A 16462-nucleotide genomic window follows, 5' to 3' on the forward strand; every position below is an offset into this window, starting at 1 on the left:
GTTCAAACTGGATTCAAAGCCTAAGCTTCAAGCTCCCTGTAAAGACTACTCAGCCAAGATGTATTGGTTAAGTGTAGCTCTCAGGTATTCTTGACGTCCGGATTGGTTAGGACGCGGGTTCTCATTGTTCAATGCATATTCAGCCAAGGAAGCCAGAGTTGCTTTGCCGGATACGATGTCCGCACCAACGCCTTCATTGAAGCTGCTGTAACGTTTTTCAACGAAATCTTCGAATACGCGATCTTCGATCAATTTAGCAGCTACCTTCAAGCCTTTTGCATAAGTATCCATACCAGCGATATGTGCTAGGAACAGATCCTCAGGCTCAAAGGAAGGACGACGTACTTTAGAGTCAAAGTTGATTCCGCCTTTGCCAAGACCATCATTCTTGAGTACTTCATACAGTGTAAGTGTTGCATCGTAGATGTTAACTGGGAATTCATCTGTATCCCATCCGAGCAATGTATCACCTTGGTTAGCATCAAGCGATCCGAGCATGCCGTTGATACGAGCTACACGAAGCTCATGTTCAAAAGTATGACCTGCAAGCGTAGCATGGTTAGCTTCAAGGTTCAGCTTGAAGTGCTTGTCGAGGTTGTATTTTTGTAAGAAAGAGATCGTTGTTGCTGCATCGAAATCATATTGATGTTTCGTAGGCTCTTTTGGTTTAGGCTCGATCAGGAATTGACCGTCAAAGCCGATTTCCTTAGCGTAATCTACAGCCATGCTGAACAGACGAGCAATGTTGTCTTGTTCAAGACCCATATCTGTATTCAGCAATTCTTCGTAACCCTCACGACCGCCCCAGAATACATAGTTGCTAGCGCCCAGACGTTTACCAACTTCCAGACCTTTCTTCACTTGTGCTGCTGCATGTGCGAAAACATCAGCGTTAGGTGTAGAACCTGCACCGTGCATATAACGTGGGTTAGTGAACATATTAGCTGTATTCCACAGCAATTTCTTGCCGGAAGTCTTCATGCCTTGTTCAAGGATATCAACGATGGTGTCGATGTTGCTGTAGAATTCACGCAAAGATGCGCCTTCTGGTGCGATGTCTACATCATGGAAGCAGAAGTAAGGGAGATCCATCTTGTCCATAAATTCAAATGCTGCTTCAGCGCGAGCCTTAGCTTTGTCCAGACCGTTCAATTTGTTCCAGCTGCGAATTGCTGTTTCAGCGCCAAACGGATCAGAACCGCCAGCAGTTAATGTATGCCAATAAGCCATTGCAAATTTCAGATGTTCTTCCATAGTTTTGCCGGCTACGACTTCTTTAGGATTGTAAAATTTAAATGCGAAAGGGTTGGTGGAACGGCTTCCCTCGTAAGAGATTTTGTTCACTGTCTCAAAATAAGCCATTGTGTAATCCTCCTCAATTTGTGCTTCGCCCGCAAGCGTTTACAGGATCATCTTAACACATCTTTTGGACTTTGTATATTGGTTAAACAAAGTTTTAATAAGTTTTTTTTGTCCATTTTTTGGGACCCTGTCTAGCCTCCTCTCTCCTCTTCCCAAATATAGGAGATCCCTGTTGGAAAATTTCCTCTGGACGCTACGTATTGCAATTTGCAGCACATCACTCTAGACTAAGTGGCATACAACAAATGGGAACTATGCCAAGCTAAACGCCTTTAGCGTCCTTTTAAGGACGGTAAGCGTTTATGCGAGAATTATAAGGAGAAAGTATACCGTGAAGCTTATACTTTCTTATAATTTAAGAAGGATGTGTGATTTGTGAAGGTTACTGGAGACCAAGCGCTGGTCAAAAAAATAAATAAATCGATTGTACTACATACCATTCGAAGACACTCTCCACTCTCGCGCGCGAAGGTCTCAGAGATGACCGGACTGAATAAAGCTACTGTGTCCAATTTGGTAGCCGAGCTGTGCACGCAAGAATTGGTAACTGAAGTCGGACCTGGGGAATCAAGCGGTGGCCGCAAACCGTTAATGCTGCATTTTAACACGATGGCTGGTAGTGTAATCGGCATAGAATTACGGGTAAAGCAGCTAACAGCGGTCTTATGTGATCTGAGCGGGGGCATTCTTTACGAAAGCGATTTCTCTTTAGAAAACCATGATTTCCCTTACGTTCTGGAACAAATGAAAAAACTTATCTCAGGCTTGATTATCAACGCCCCAGAATCCCCTTACGGCATCGTCGGCATCGGAGTAGGTGTCCCCGGGATGGTGGATGAAAATGGTGTTGTACTCTTCGCTCCCAACCTTGGCTGGGAAATGGTCGAGCTGCGAGCGATACTCGAAGCTGAATTTTCCGTTCCTGTCACCATTGATAACGAAGCGAACGCGGGTGCACAGGGTGAACTCAACTTTGGAGCGGCACGAGAGGTAAGGCATCTCCTTTACATCAGTGCGGGATCAGGGATTGGATCTGGAATTATTATTGGTGGGGAGCTGTACAAGGGTGCAAGAGGATATGCCGGCGAAACCGGACATATGACGATTGAAGCACAAGGCAAGCCTTGCAGTTGCGGGAGTCGTGGTTGTTGGGAGTTATATGCCTCTGAGAAAACTTATGATAATCCCGATCTCTCCCTCCCTGCCCATACTACGCCAGAGCTGGTTCGCTTTGCAGCCGGCGGGCAAGAAGACGCCCTGCATCACTTCTCAACGATGGGTGAATATCTCGGTATCGGGGTGACCAATCTAATCAATAGCTTCAATCCAGAGCTTATTGTGATCGGTGGGGCATTGTCTGAGGCTGAAGAATGGCTAGGCGAACCGCTGCGTCGGGTTGTAGCTGAGCGTACTCTTCCTTACCATAAGCAGCAACTCGAAATTACATTCTCTAAGCTCGGCAGCCGTGGAACGATGATCGGCGCAGGTTTCTCTGCTGTTATGCATTTCCTGGGCGATATTCGGGTGACCCTATAATCCATAACGGTAAGCGAAGCGTTTATGTGAGAAATATAAGAATAATTTATAGCGTGGAACATATACATTCTTATATTTTGAAATAATTGACGTAAAATTGACGCATTTGAGTGAATCAAAAGTGCAGTAAAAAGAACAGAAATCCTATATAATAAAGGTCAAGCTAGTGTGACATTTATCACTACAACCCCTTTTTTGAAATGGAGAGCGAGTCCATGACCTATGTTGATACGTCTGATATCTCGGCACAGATGTTCATCACTGTGTTGCTTTTTCTGCTCATTATTGCCCCTTTGATCAGCCTCGGCGTGCTCCGTTTTTTTCAAGCTAAAAAGAAATCAGGATTTATTCTTATTGGCAGCGGCGCTGCTGTATACGTACTATTTCAGCTCATTACATCTTTCACTCAAACCTAAACTCTACTTCTAGATCTACTTTCATAAAAATAGTCTGCGCACAGATGCGTCAGACTATTTTTTGTATGCTAAAGCTCGCAGATATTTTATACTTTCTTATATTTCAAAAAAGACCGCCTCCTAATCGGAAGCGGCCCATTACAATTTCCTTACGCAAATCTTATTTAACAAGAAGAAACGACTTTATCGTCCTATTAAGACGACATCGGTTCTTCGTAGAAATATAAGGATATTATAGTTGTGCAGCATATAAATTCTTATATTTTTAAACAGTCGCGAGTGCTTTGTCGAACTGAGTTTTGTTCATGCCAACAATTTTATGCTCACCGATTACAGTTACAGGAATAGCCCTCACTCCCATGTCCCATACTTGCTGCGCAAAATCATCGTTCTGCTCGACATTGCGTTCTTCGTAGGATACGCCTTTTTCGCTTAAAAAACTCTTCACCTGACGGCAATGCGGGCAATTTGTTGAGGTATATACAATTACATTCTCCATGGTATGACCTCCTATAAAAGAAATACAGTGATGATATCAATTGTAGCAATGAGGGTTTTTCAAACCAAATTATAGAATAACTGCACTGTGCTCTAAGCTTTCGATATATTTCTCAGCATCCATAGCTGCCATACATCCACTACCTGCTGCAGTAATCGCTTGTCTGTAACGAGTATCCTGTACATCACCACATGCGAACACACCTGGGATATTAGTTTCGGAAGTGCCTGGGTTCGTCATGATATAGCCATCCGCATTGGTTGTGATCTGTCCACCTAAGAAAGAGGTATTAGGGTGGTGGCCAATCGCAACAAACACGCCGCTTGCTTCGATGATTTCTTCTTCACCAGTCTCATTGTTAAGCACTTTTAGTCCATTGACGCCTCTTTCGCTCGAAGTCACTTCCAGAGGAGTACGGTTCAAGTTCCAGTCTACTTTAACATTAGCGCGTACACGATCCTGCATGATCTTCGAAGCACGCAATTCTCCACGACGGTGCACCAAAGTCACTTTGGAAGCAAAACGAGTCAAGAAACCTGCTTCCTCAAGTGCGGAATCTCCGCCACCAACAACCACGATCTCTTTATTACGGAAGAAAAATCCGTCACAGGTTGCGCAGGTGCTCACACCGCGTCCTACGTTATCTTGCTCCCCTGGGATACCGAGGTATTTTGCTGTAGCGCCTGTGGAAATGATCAATGTATCTGTAGTAAGAACACCCATTCCTTCAACATTCAGCTTAAAAGGGCGCTCTCCAAGTTCTACACTGTTCACCCAGCCCGTACGGAATTCTGCACCAAAACGTTCAGCTTGTTTACGCATATTATCCATCAAGTCAGGGCCCATGATTCCTTCAGGAAATCCAGGGAAATTCTCCACTTCTGTAGTTGTGGTTAATTGTCCACCGGGTTGAGGTCCTTCGATGACTAGTGGGTTCAAATTGGCACGAGCCAAATAGATAGCGGCGGTTAATCCTGCCGGTCCAGTACCAACAATTATTGATTTATACATATCTATGTCCTCCTTGAGCTAAACGGCAATGACGTCGCTTCTTATTTAAAATAATTATAATGTAGTGTTAATTATGATAACTGAAAGCAAATATGTCAATATGCCAGACTCCCAAGTTCCGAAACTATTTTGTGAACAATTTAATTTTAAAAAATATTATCGCAATAATCTTAGTCCATTTAGAATCACTAATATCGTACTGCCTTCATGCCCTATCACGCCAAAAGGAAGTGCGATCCCTTGCACAAAGTTGCTGATCATAAGCACTGCAATCACAGTCACAGCAAAAATCATATTTTGCTTCACAATACGCTGCGAACGACGCGCCAATGATATGGTTGAAGCGATCTCTTCTATATTATCATTCATAAGCACTACATCGGCTATTTCAAGTGCTGCGCCGCTTCCTTTCATACCCATCCCCATGCCTACGGTTGCTGTCGCCAAAGCAGGTGCATCATTCACACCATCACCAACCATAACAACGTGACCATACTTTTCACGTAGTGCTTTGATATGCTTCACTTTATCCTCCGGTAATAGATCGGCAAATACCATATCCACTCCAGTTGTACCTGCAATAACCTGAGCTGTAGCGTCACGGTCACCGGTAAGCATTGCCACTTTAATCCCAAGCTCCTGCAGCTTACGCACTGCGGCTTCTGCTTGTGGGCGAACCGTATCCTGTAAAGCAATCATTCCGGCAATTTGCTCACCGTCCAGAATGATGGAGACGGTCTTCCCTTCTTCAGCCAACTGCTGCCGCTTAAGTTTCCAATGCTCTAGTTCAGGATTCATAGAAGATGGAGTCAGCTCATCGAGCAAATTAGACTTTCCTATTCTCCAGAGATGTCCGTCGATTTGACCTTCAATTCCCCAACCTGTGATGGTTTTACTGTCTTCTACTCCCAGTAGCGCTAAACCTTCCTCTTCTGCTTTACGCACAATCGCTTCCGCCAGTGGATGACGGGACATATGCTCAATGGATGCGCTAACCGTTAGCAACTCTTGCCGACTGTAGCCTTCACCTGCAATAAAATCAGTTACCTGAGGAGTTCCCTCTGTAAGCGTCCCTGTCTTATCGAATGCCACAACCGTTGTGCGTGCCATATTTTCCAGATGGACCCCGCCTTTAAACAGAACCCCTTTTCGCGCACTTTTGGAGATGGCTGACAGCATCGCTGGCATAATGGAAGAGACCAAAGCGCAAGGTGATGCTACTACTAGAAAGACCATCGCTTTATAGAAGGTTGCGCTCCAGCTCCAGTCCAGCAAAAACGGTGGAAGGATAATCAGTGCCACTGTCGAGGCTACGACAACCCGTGCATAGATGGCTTCTAGTCTTTTAATAAAACGCTGGGAGTTAGGAACTTCCGTCTCTGCCTCTTCTACCATTTTGATGATTTTAGCAAAAAGGGTGTTCTCAGCTGCTTTCGTTACCTCAATATAAAGGGGGCCTTCTCCATTCACAGTGCCTGCAAAAACCTCGCTACCGGCACATTTCTCTACAGGAACCGATTCTCCCGTAATGGAAGCCTGATCTACTGCTGATTCCCCCCGATATACCTTGCCGTCTGCCGGAATCAAATCTCCCGGGCGCACAAGCAGCAGATCTCCGATCACCAGCTGGTCAATATTAACCTCATTCATACTTCCTTTTTCAATGCGCATAGCCGTAGCCGGTTTAAGTGCCATCAGCGAGGAAATATCCTTTTTACTACGTTCCATCGTATAACTCTCTAATGCTCCACTGAGTGCAAAAATGAAAATAAGCATAGCACCTTCATTCCAGTATCCAATGGAAGCTGCGCCTAGTGCGGCTGCAATCATTAATAGATTCACATCGAGATCTCGTTCTTTGACGAGCGTTTCTACGCCTTCCTTTGCCTTGTTCCAGCCACCAATCGTATAAGAAATGACATAGAGCGCTATGGAAAGAATTTCTGACCATCCACCAACTGACCAAGCAAAAAGCATAAGCAGTCCGCTGCCCAGAGCAGCCTGCATTTCAGAATTGCTGAGCATGGCACGCGGATCGAACCGGCGCTTTGGAGCGCCTGGCTTCTTCATGCTGCCAGAGATAGATGACTGCTTGGGTAAATGTTTTGATGTTGCTTGCATAATAATCGCCGTCCTTTAAAGTTTTGTGGAGTTTTACTTCATTGACTCTACTTCGCAACAAAACTTGCTTTGTGAGCATACGCTTTGTTTTGTGGAGCCTAACTTCATTGGTTTTTCTTCGAAACAAAACTTAGTTCGTGAGCATACGCTCTGTTTTGTGGAGTTTTGCTTCTGCCAAGTGAGAATGAGAGCCATTATTAAGACCCCTAAAATGACACATGCTGCCCCGGCTTAGCCGGGACAGCATGATTGATAACTATAGGTAGTGAGAATGATAATCATTGTTGCAATAGTACAACTATATTTCCTTAGTGCAACTTATATTTTAATCATACCACCAGGAATTAAAAAGTAAAGCCTATCTATTCAGCTAAACGCCATTTATTTCAGAATATGTGTTAGCTGCCCGTTTAGTGGCGAATTTTATCTAAAAGCTCTGTTGAAGAAGATCTCCCAACAATAAATTACAGTGATCATTCAATAACGAAGAGCAGTGATTCTCCAATAACGGCAGAATCACTGCTCTTTTGTCTTTTTATCGATTCTAAATGAAACGTATCGTCTTATTTAGAAGAGAAAGTGGCTTATGTGACAGCCGCTTCGTTGTTGTCCTACTGCCTTCCACCGGCGGCAGTATCCAGTGTTTCCTGCTGCCTGGCGATCCAGATCAGACAGGCTGCTCTAAGCAGCGCTTCGGTCCGCTGACCTGCGCTGCAAAAGATCCCGCTGAGGCCGATCTGATACAGATCGGCCAAAGCCGACGCCGCCGGAGTCCCCGCGGCGAGAACTACCGCTGCCGGCTTCACGCTCCGCACGGCGGCAAGGATCTCCCCCGCCGCCAGGGTGAAGCCCTCTGCGGCGGCCCCTTCCGGGGCGAGCTCGCTCGCCGCGCCGTCGAGCACTAGGAAATCGGCGATGCGCGCGATTTCCGCGGCGGCGGAGGGCTCCACTTCGGGCGCGATCAGCGCCCCGATGCGGCACGCCGCCGCATAAGCGTGGCCGAGTGTCTGATCGGCCACGACCTCGATGAATTCGCGCTTTGCGGCGAATTCGGCTCCGCTTGCGGTGTAGGCGACCAGCAGGTCAAGGCGGCAATCGCCGCCTTGCCGCTGGCTCTCCGCCACCGCAGTAAAAAGCGCTTCGAGCTGCGCGTCCTGAAGCGCGGTGAGCTTTGCGGGCTGCGCCGCAAGCTCCTCTGGATGCAGCAGGGTGAGCGCTGCCCATTCACCATCCGGCGATTCCAGCAGCGCTGTGGTCGCTGCCTGCAATCGATAATAAATCCGCTGCAGCATTCGATTAGCCTGCAGCTCATCTTCACTGGATAACCAGTTCTCATAAAGACAGAACAATTCAGGTTCAAGCAGCCATTCCTCACTTCGTATCAGACAAGGTCCAGCTTGAACGGATCTTGTTCCTTCTCTTGCAGTAGGGCGCTCTTCACGTTCTTCTCGTCCTTCACGCAGCACTAAGAAAGCCGACTGTTCTCCAGGGCGCTTAAAATAAGAACGGTTCAAAGGTTCTACGACATCCTTCTGCTCTACTCCGGTGATAAATTCTGCGGCAGCGGAGGCAACGGATCCGGCTTGACTCATTTCCATCCCAACAGCCCGATCACCGGCCTTATACATGAACTTGAACGGGCGCTCTTCACTACTCCGAAAACCATCCTGCTGACGTTCACCCTTCATCTTCGCACCCACCTTTTATCTTTGGATTGCTGCCGGTACGCCTAGTAAATAAACATCATGCCACCGACATCTTATTACCACACTTATAAATACGGGAACCTCCCATGAAATATGCAAGCGTTGCCAAATCATATGAATAATTAGCCTTATTAAATCACAAAAAAAGGCATCGCCGCATAGCAGCAGATGCCTTCCTTGAACTTCATTGTTCTATTGTTGACTGGCGGCAATGGCCTGTTCCAGATCATAAATAATATCATCAATAGATTCCGTACCAATCGATAAGCGGAGCAATTCCGGAGTTACTCCTGCTGTGGTTTGCTCTTCATCCGACAGCTGTGCATGTGTTGTGCTTGCAGGGTGGATAATCAATGACTTGGAGTCACCGACATTCGCCAAATGCGAGAACAGCTTCACATTTTCAATCAGCTTGCGTCCTGCAGCACTTCCACCTTTAATACCGAAGGTAAGGATCGCTCCTTGGCCTTTAGGTAAATACTTTTGTGCTAATTCATGAGAAGGATGAGTAGGAAGTCCAGAATAACTTACCCATTCTACATCTGCGTGTGCCTCCAAATATTGCGCAACCTTTAGTGCATTCTGGCTGTGACGTTCCATCCGCAAATGGAGTGTTTCGAGCCCTTGCAACAGCATCCAAGAGTTAAATGGTGAAATAGAAGCACCTAAATCGCGAAGTAATTGAACGCGGGCTTTGATAATATAAGCAATCGGTCCAACAGCTTCCGTATAGACAACGCCATGATAACTTGGATCAGGCTCTGTAAGTCCTGGGAACTTACCGCTTGCCTTCCAATCGAACTTACCACCGTCCACAATAATTCCACCGATAGATGTACCATGCCCGCCGATGAATTTAGTTGCCGAATGAACAACGATGTCAGCTCCGTGCTCAATCGGACGCAGTAAATATGGACTTGGGAACGTATTATCCACAATAAGAGGAATTCCGTGTTCATGTGCGATCGCTGCAACGGCTTCAATATCTAGTACATTCCCCTGTGGATTACCAATGGTTTCTGCATACAAAGCTTTGGTTTTATCATTAATCGCAGCACGGAAGTTCTCTGGATTATCCGAATCCACAAAATGCACCTTAATGCCAAGCTTAGGCAGCGTTGTAGAAAAAAGATTATAAGTTCCACCGTATAGGCTTGCCGCAGATACAATTTCATCCCCAGCGCCCGCAATATTTAGAATGGAGAACGAAATAGCCGCTGCCCCGGAAGCTGTAGCAAGTGCACCTGCTCCACCTTCTAGTGCTGCCAAACGCTGTTCAAATACATCTGTAGTCGGATTCATCAGCCGAGTGTAAATATTACCGAATTCTTTGAGCGCAAACAGATCCGCTGCATGATCAGCATCACGGAATCCATAAGACGTGGTCTGATAAAGCGGTACAGCACGTGCGAAAGTAGTTGGATCAATTTCCTGGCCTGCATGAACAGTCAAAGTTTCAAATGACAGCTTACGGTCTTCTGACATAGGTATTTCCTCCCTTTATAAATAAGAATAGAAATCTTTAACAAATAATAATTGTACCCATTCTCTCATAAACGACATCATTTGAAAAGAAAAAAATCTCATTATTCCGGTGCGAATTATTATATTTTGATTTATTCGAAGGAAAGCATGTCCGATGAATATCAGATAACGCTTTCAATAAAAATTTTTAAGCCGAAGAAACATGTATAACCATATGTACCTGACACAGAACATCTACGCAATAAAAAATAGAATAGCGGCGGATAAAGCTTATCCACCTCATCTCACCGCTACCATTTTACTTATCTTCTTTTAGTAATTGCTTTGGCTTGTTTCACCCTTAGCAATAGCTACACCACCGCTGGTACCAATACGGCTTGCACCAGCTTGTACCATTACATGTGCATCTTCTGCACTACGAACACCACCGGAAGCCTTCACACCCACATTAGGTCCAACCGTTGCACGCATCAGCGCGATATCTTCCTTCGTTGCCCCACCTGTAGAGAATCCTGTGGATGTTTTTACGAAGTCTGCTCCAGCTTCAACAGAAAGCTTGCAGGCACGAACCTTTTCTTCTTCCGTTAATAAACAGGTCTCGATAATGACCTTAGTCAGTGCTTTGCCGCGAGCTGCGTCTACAACTGCTGCAATATCACGTTTAACCAGCTCATTGTTACCATCTTTCAGCGCTCCGATGTTGATGACCATATCCACTTCACCTGCACCATTAGCGATAGCATTGGTAGTCTCAAATGCTTTGGTCTCTGTTGTCGAGGATCCGAGCGGGAAGCCGATAACTGTGCAGACTTTAACCTCAGGCGTATCCTTCAACACTTCATGGGCAGTAGCTACCCAAGCAGGGTTTACGCAGACTGAAGCAAACTTATATGCTTTTGCTTCCTCTGCCAATTTAACGATATCTTCTTTCCGTGCATCTGCTTTAAGCAGTGTATGATCAATGATCCGCGATAGTGTAATTTCGCTCATTTTTGTCATTCCTCCATGATTTGGATAGTGAATTTTTTTCATCTCTGTAATCATACCAATAGAACTCTGCTTTGCAAAGTCGACTGGGCGATCATACCCGCCCTAACCTCGGTTAACTCATATAAATATATTTGAAGCAGGTCATTATTTACTTAATTATCTTTTAAAGTTAATTTTATACCTTCTTGTATTTTTTAAAATATAAAGGATGATCCCCCTAAACTTTCCCATTAAAAAATACGATAATATCTATATAAATGGGTTTTTTAGCCTATTTATTTAAATTTTTCTTTCATCATATTTAGGAGGAGATCGATTTAAAATGGGAAACTTTAATTTCACCTCAAACGCTGCAGCCCAAAAACTGAATGTGCAAGTAGAAGGTTCTATGTCACCCGAGGACGCCGGGCGCTTCATTCAGGAGTACAACCAAATCGTAAGTACATTTGACCCAGCACAATATGAGATCATTTTAGATTGCAAGACATTAAACGTATCCTCGCCCGACACTCTTCCTATGCTTGAGCAATGCTACATACTGTATAAAGAATCAGGATTTAAAAAAGTAACCTTCATTATTGCCAAAAGCCCTGTCCTAAAAATGCAGCTAAGCCGAGTAGCCCGGGCAACGAAATTAGAAAATTACGAAATTATTGAAGCATAGGAGGTTTCATTTGGGACATATAACCATCCGCCAAGCCGCTTATTACCATCCGGAACATGTCGTATCTAATGATTATTATCTGGAGCATTTCCAGAGTATGGGCAAGGACATTAAGCGATTCCTAGAAGTCATGGGTCGTGACCGGAGATACATCGTAAACGATAAGGATGAAAATGCCCTAACGATGGGACTCAAGGCCGCCCAAAAAGCGCTACAAGAAGCCAATTTACAAGGTGAAGATATGGATATGATCATGTTCGCTTCACAGACACCGGAATATACCTATCCTACCAACGCACTCCTGCTGCACCGCATGCTACAAGGTAAACATCGGACCATTACGCAAGATTCCAATGCCAACTGTGCAGGAATGGTGTCTGCTGTAGAGCAGACAAGTCGTTATATGCAAGCTAATCCTAGTATCCGGTACGCACTCGTCGTGGGAAGCGACTATAGCTCAGTGCACTGCAATACGGATGATGAAATTACTTACCCTAACTTCGGGGATGCCGCAGCAGCTGTCATTCTGGAACGAAGTAGCGAGCAATCAGGCTTCATTGACTCCCTTTATTACACTGATTCTGAGGGATCTGAGAATATTATGTTCCCTGCTTGCGGTTTATCGAATATTTATCACGAGGACATTACACCTGAGCAAATTCGGATACGCTGGACACCGTTTGACGGTACAGTTTGTGTAAATGCGGCGGTTGCAGACATGAAAGAGCTTCTCTCAAGAAACGGCCTGACTACAGATGATATCTCTGCCTTCTGCCTTTCACAATTCTCTCTCAAAAATATCGAACTCATCCAAGAGGGTCTTGGACTTACTGATGAGAAATTCATCTATGTAGGAGACGAGTTCGGGTATACGGCTACAAGCAGTCCTTTTATCGCCTTTCAACGCGGAGTCGAAGACGGACGAATCAAACGTGGCGATTATGTCTTCTTCTGGTCGGTTGGTGCTGGTTGGCAAATTCCTACAATGCTTTATCAATATTAATAGCATAAAAAGCCCTACTTCTATAGAAGTAGGGCTTTCCCATCAGAGGAGCAGATGTTAGCAATTTGTGAAATAAATCAGAAATCTAATAATGAATTATTTAGTCAGGGATTGAACATCCACAAATGGAGTGGCTCCCCCTGTTACAGATGGCAGTACGCCGTTCCATTTTTCCAGCGCTTTCTCCTGAACCTCTATTTGCTTCAGCTGCACCAGCTCAGGTGTAACCTCCTGCTTCTTAAGTCTTAAAGATTCGGCTTCGGCTTGAGCTTGTGCGATCTTTTGCTTCGCTTCAATCTCAATCCGCCGGAGATCATTTTCGGCCTTCAGCGCCTGCTGCTGGGCGACCTGCTTCGCTTCAATCGACTGGTTAAACGCCTCAGAGAATTTAAAGTTAACAATGTTAATATCGTTAACGATCAGATCATATTTTGCCAGCCTAGCGGTTAAGTGCTCACTGATCTCACTCGACACTACATCACGGCGTGTAATCAAATCCTCTGCTGGATATTTGGCTGTCACTTCTTTAACGATTTCTTGAATGGCCGGATTGATAATTACATTATCAAAATTACCTCCGATATTGTTCATCAGATTAAAGGCGGAAGCCTTATTTACGGAATAGTTCACCGCTACATGTGTGGATACGGGCTGAAGATCTTTTGAAGAGGCTGAAGTATCGGTCTCCGCTTTCGTTACCTGCGTATTGACTTGAATCACCGTCTGAATAAACGGAACTTTAAAATGAATACCAGGTGACAACGTATTGTCATTTAATTTACCAAAGGTTTTGTACAAACCTACATGCCCATATTCCACAGATACAAAAGAGTTCGCGCCAACCAACAATACAATGAGCACCGCTGCAACACCGCTAACTATTTTCCCCGGTCGCAGCTGTTTCAATTTCGGATTCATTTGCATATTCATCCAATACCCCTCCTAGATTATGGATAATCATTTAAGCTTAATCGTCTATACGGAGGTTTGAGGGAATTGGTCGCAGGAAATATTTCAGCAGCAGTGGTCATGGCGTTACCGCTCTGGGATCAGTCCTTCTAGGGTCAATCGGAATCTTTTGCTCTGCTTATCCCCGATATTAAAAGCTTCATATATTCCTTCATCCGTTAGCACCACGGAGTCCGCCTTCAAAGCATCATTAACGTAAGTTACCTCAGCGTGATCAACATTCCAGCGGTAAATGTAGGCACTCATCGGGTTTCCATGCGCGGCTACACCCTCAATAGATCCATCCCCATCAACATCCAGCTCTTTGGAATGTCCGGTATCTATCTGCAGCAAGCCCGAGGGGTTACCACTCTCGTCGATTAAATAATAGTTAGTGAGCGAATTATTTGCTCCTAGTCCACCCGTGATTTTCAGCACCTTTTCGCTAAAAATCCGCACCACTTCTACCTTGATATCCTCCGGCTGACGATAATTATAAGTTCCTATCGCCCCTAGACTGTATTGTCCTTTGGAAGTAGAAGTTCTGGCATACACATAGTCTTCGTCACTAGCCATCGTATACACACTCACTTTGACTCCTCCGAAATCTTCCAGCTTCTTCTCTGTAATCAAAGTAGCGCCTGTGGGTGGAGCACTTAGTTGAGAGACTATGGGCATTGTATCCACCAGCTTCCACTCCAGCTTAATGAGGTTAGCAGCGGTGTTTGTTGGCTTCGGTCTTGAGGTGTGGTAGTCGTTAGCCGATTGAGAGGGGGATGGGTCCACCTGATGTTGGCAACCTGCCAGCAGATTCATTAGAAGCAAGGCTGTCAGCGTAACGGATTTATGTAGAGGAAACATCCTTGATCACTTCCTATCCTCTTTTTAAAATTAAATCTTTCATTAATCATAGATGAAGTTAGGCATTCAAATGTTACTTTTAGGAGGCGGTAGGGTTAATTTATTGTCTTTTGAGGGTATGCGCCGATCAAAAAGCTAAATTGGCATACAAAAAACCCGCATCAAATGCGGGTTTGAGAGGAAAGAATCAAGAACCTAGCAGTTCACGCGCCAGTAGTCGGTAAACCTCTAGCCGTTTCTCCTGCGAATGCGGAATGCTGCAAATCATCGCTTCCTGGAAACCATATTGTGCTTGTTCTTCTTGCAGGCGTACGGCGATGTCTTTAACCGCACCAACCAAATGAATCTTACGGCTTTCCTTGATTGACATCCGGTCAATTTCCGATAACGATATGTTCTGAGCTTCTTCTGGTGTCAGCACCTGAGTAATTCTGCCCTTGCTCATCATCAACCGAAAAATATCCTGCGGTAATGCCTCATACTCAGCTTCTTCCTTCGTTTCTGCTGTGGTTACCATATAGGATACACTAATCTCAGGTTTGTCCATGAAGATAGAAGGCTGGTAGTTATTCCGATATTGATCCAAAATCTCATTACTCATCGCACCATTAAAAAATTGCGCAAAGGAGTATCCGACTCCCATCTGTGCTGCTTTTCGCGCACTGTTGCCGCTCGAGCCTAACAACCATACCTCAGGGAGCGCCACCTTCGTTGGAGCGGCAAGATTTTTGGTATACAACTCACTTTCCGGAATCTGATCACTAAGCAGCTGCATAGTAATGCCAAGCTTATCATACATGTTATGCAGCATTAACTCGCGGCCTTCAGACAGAGCGTACATAGCACTTGTATCGCCACCAGGAGCTCGTCCCACACCGAAATCTATTCTCCCTGGGGTAAAAGCACTTAACGTTTTAAATACTTCCGCCAGCTTAAGCGGAGAATAATGCATCATCATAACACCGCCGGTGCCGATTCGAATACGGTTGGTCTTAGCGGCTAAACGGGCTGCCGTTACTTCTGGAGCTGAGCTAGCAAATGTATTTCCGCCATGGTGCTCTGCCATCCACATTCTGCTATATCCCAACTCATCTGCTAAAATAGCTAGTTCTTCTGCTTTATTCAGAGCACCTTCCGCTGTGTTACCACTTGTCACGGGTGCCTGATCCAATACGCTTAATCTCATGCGAATACATCCCTTCTTTGGTTAGATGACCATTTTATTGCTGATCCATTCCTCTAAGGCTGCAATCTTATCTTTAAAGCGTTCACCACGCATTTCCTCCGACAACGAAGCAATAGTCTCCCGCTTTAATACAGCTTTCCAAGAGGATTCAGCTTCTTCCATCAGATTGGTTAACAGGCAGCAGCTATCTTCTTTCTCTAAATCCAACATGTCTACCAGAATACCATTGGATGAATACAGCGACTGCTGGCCTTCCACCGCAAGGTAAACGTCATATACACGAATATCTTCAGGTCTCTTCTTTAATTTAAAGCCACCTTTAATGCCGGGAACAGACGTGATGATGTCTGCGGTTACCAGCTTTCTTAACAGTTTCTGAAAATAGGTCGCCGATGCTCCGAGTTGCTGGCTAATCGCTTCTCCAGACAACACCGCTTTGTCCGGCAGCATGTTAAGCAGAACCAGTGCATACACTGACTGTTCTACCCCTGTTTTCATATGCATGTACAGCACCTCGATCTACATAAATTGCTTAATATAAACTGTAGACTATACCACCCGCGTATAAAGCGGATAAACATTATCCACTTTATACTTTATATCAGTTTGCACCAAAAGTAAAACCCTGCTCGTCTTCTCTTACAGTTAATATCTGCTATAAAAAAAGATCGCGC

15 protein-coding genes are annotated in these 16462 nt (G+C 45.0%); 4 read left to right on the forward strand and 11 right to left on the reverse strand.

Features of this window, described 5'->3' with window-relative positions; genetic code table 11:
• Positions 1-45 precede the first annotated feature (45 nt).
• The gene (xylA, locus tag NST34_RS28110; protein ID WP_042131068.1) at positions 46-1362 is read right to left on the reverse strand and encodes a xylose isomerase; all 1317 of its coding nucleotides are present in this window, start codon (positions 1360-1362) and stop codon (positions 46-48) included.
• 375 nt (positions 1363-1737) lie between these two features.
• Between xylA and NST34_RS28115 the strand changes: the two genes are divergently transcribed.
• A complete protein-coding gene (locus NST34_RS28115) occupies positions 1738-2898 on the forward strand; it encodes an ROK family transcriptional regulator (protein ID WP_076285493.1) in 1161 nt (386 codons plus the stop codon).
• A 215-nt stretch (positions 2899-3113) separates the two neighbouring features.
• Positions 3114-3314, forward strand: a complete 201-nt coding sequence (locus NST34_RS28120) for a hypothetical protein (RefSeq protein WP_042191897.1) — start codon at positions 3114-3116, stop codon at positions 3312-3314.
• Positions 3315-3579: 265 nt separating this feature from the next.
• Here NST34_RS28120 and NST34_RS28125 read toward each other — a convergent pair whose 3' ends face one another.
• The 6 genes from NST34_RS28125 to deoC all read right to left on the reverse strand — a co-directional run bounded on the left by NST34_RS28125 (position 3580) and on the right by deoC (position 11126).
• Positions 3580-3813, reverse strand: a complete 234-nt coding sequence (locus NST34_RS28125) for a glutaredoxin family protein (RefSeq protein ID WP_042191899.1) — start codon at positions 3811-3813, stop codon at positions 3580-3582.
• Positions 3814-3882: 69 nt separating this feature from the next.
• Positions 3883-4824, reverse strand: coding sequence for a thioredoxin-disulfide reductase (gene trxB, locus NST34_RS28130; protein ID WP_042191901.1), 942 nt, complete (start codon positions 4822-4824; stop codon positions 3883-3885).
• A 156-nt stretch (positions 4825-4980) separates the two neighbouring features.
• Entirely contained in the window at positions 4981-6945 is a 1965-nt protein-coding gene (locus NST34_RS28135; RefSeq protein WP_341129196.1) for a heavy metal translocating P-type ATPase, read from the reverse strand.
• A gap of 611 nt (positions 6946-7556) precedes the next feature.
• Entirely contained in the window at positions 7557-8633 is a 1077-nt protein-coding gene (locus tag NST34_RS28140) for a hypothetical protein (protein ID WP_341129197.1), read from the reverse strand.
• A 210-nt stretch (positions 8634-8843) separates the two neighbouring features.
• Positions 8844-10136 (reverse strand): homocysteine synthase, encoded by a 1293-nt coding sequence (locus NST34_RS28145; RefSeq protein WP_042131076.1) that lies wholly within the window; start codon positions 10134-10136, stop codon positions 8844-8846.
• A 312-nt stretch (positions 10137-10448) separates the two neighbouring features.
• The gene (gene deoC / locus NST34_RS28150) at positions 10449-11126 is read right to left on the reverse strand and encodes a deoxyribose-phosphate aldolase (RefSeq protein WP_143759565.1); all 678 of its coding nucleotides are present in this window, start codon (positions 11124-11126) and stop codon (positions 10449-10451) included.
• Positions 11127-11448: 322 nt separating this feature from the next.
• Between deoC and NST34_RS28155 the strand changes: the two genes are divergently transcribed.
• Together NST34_RS28155 and NST34_RS28160 are read left to right on the forward strand one after the other, a co-directional pair.
• A complete protein-coding gene (locus NST34_RS28155; protein ID WP_042191906.1) occupies positions 11449-11790 on the forward strand; it encodes a hypothetical protein in 342 nt (113 codons plus the stop codon).
• 10 nt (positions 11791-11800) lie between these two features.
• A complete protein-coding gene (locus tag NST34_RS28160) occupies positions 11801-12793 on the forward strand; it encodes a ketoacyl-ACP synthase III (RefSeq protein WP_076285496.1) in 993 nt (330 codons plus the stop codon).
• A 96-nt stretch (positions 12794-12889) separates the two neighbouring features.
• On the opposite strand, the gene NST34_RS28165 is transcribed toward NST34_RS28160, so the two are convergent.
• The 4 genes from NST34_RS28165 to NST34_RS28180 form a co-directional block, all read right to left on the reverse strand.
• Entirely contained in the window at positions 12890-13723 is an 834-nt protein-coding gene (locus tag NST34_RS28165) for a prohibitin family protein (RefSeq protein ID WP_076285497.1), read from the reverse strand.
• Between the two features lie 105 nt (positions 13724-13828).
• Positions 13829-14602, reverse strand: coding sequence for a hypothetical protein (locus NST34_RS28170; protein WP_341129198.1), 774 nt, complete (start codon positions 14600-14602; stop codon positions 13829-13831).
• 187 nt (positions 14603-14789) lie between these two features.
• Positions 14790-15788 carry an LLM class flavin-dependent oxidoreductase gene (locus tag NST34_RS28175; protein WP_341126863.1) on the reverse strand — a complete coding sequence of 333 codons (999 nt, stop codon included), beginning with the start codon at positions 15786-15788 and terminating at the stop codon, positions 14790-14792.
• A 21-nt stretch (positions 15789-15809) separates the two neighbouring features.
• Positions 15810-16292, reverse strand: coding sequence for an RrF2 family transcriptional regulator (locus NST34_RS28180; RefSeq protein ID WP_042191916.1), 483 nt, complete (start codon positions 16290-16292; stop codon positions 15810-15812).
• Positions 16293-16462 lie beyond the last annotated feature (170 nt).

Origin of the sequence: Paenibacillus sp. FSL H7-0714 (assembly GCF_038003765.1) — a bacterium.
GTDB lineage: Bacteria > Bacillota > Bacilli > Paenibacillales > Paenibacillaceae > Paenibacillus_AQ.

Bases quoted from the DNA above. Each gene is read 5' to 3' on its own strand.
- NST34_RS28180 (WP_042191916.1), bottom strand. From the start codon at position 16,292: ATGCATATGAAAACAGGGGTAGAACAGTCAGTGTATGCACTGGTTCTG.
- NST34_RS28135 (WP_341129196.1), bottom strand. From the start codon at position 6,945: ATGCAAGCAACATCAAAACATTTACCCAAGCAGTCATCTATCTCTGGC.
- NST34_RS28125 (WP_042191899.1), bottom strand. From the start codon at position 3,813: ATGGAGAATGTAATTGTATATACCTCAACAAATTGCCCGCATTGCCGT.
- NST34_RS28145 (WP_042131076.1), bottom strand. From the start codon at position 10,136: ATGTCAGAAGACCGTAAGCTGTCATTTGAAACTTTGACTGTTCATGCA.
- xylA (WP_042131068.1), bottom strand. From the start codon at position 1,362: ATGGCTTATTTTGAGACAGTGAACAAAATCTCTTACGAGGGAAGCCGT.
- NST34_RS28155 (WP_042191906.1), top strand. From the start codon at position 11,449: ATGGGAAACTTTAATTTCACCTCAAACGCTGCAGCCCAAAAACTGAAT.
- NST34_RS28165 (WP_076285497.1), bottom strand. From the start codon at position 13,723: ATGAATATGCAAATGAATCCGAAATTGAAACAGCTGCGACCGGGGAAA.
- trxB (WP_042191901.1), bottom strand. From the start codon at position 4,824: ATGTATAAATCAATAATTGTTGGTACTGGACCGGCAGGATTAACCGCC.
- NST34_RS28175 (WP_341126863.1), bottom strand. From the start codon at position 15,788: ATGAGATTAAGCGTATTGGATCAGGCACCCGTGACAAGTGGTAACACA.
- deoC (WP_143759565.1), bottom strand. From the start codon at position 11,126: ATGAGCGAAATTACACTATCGCGGATCATTGATCATACACTGCTTAAA.
- NST34_RS28140 (WP_341129197.1), bottom strand. From the start codon at position 8,633: ATGAAGGGTGAACGTCAGCAGGATGGTTTTCGGAGTAGTGAAGAGCGC.
- NST34_RS28120 (WP_042191897.1), top strand. From the start codon at position 3,114: ATGACCTATGTTGATACGTCTGATATCTCGGCACAGATGTTCATCACT.
- NST34_RS28170 (WP_341129198.1), bottom strand. From the start codon at position 14,602: ATGTTTCCTCTACATAAATCCGTTACGCTGACAGCCTTGCTTCTAATG.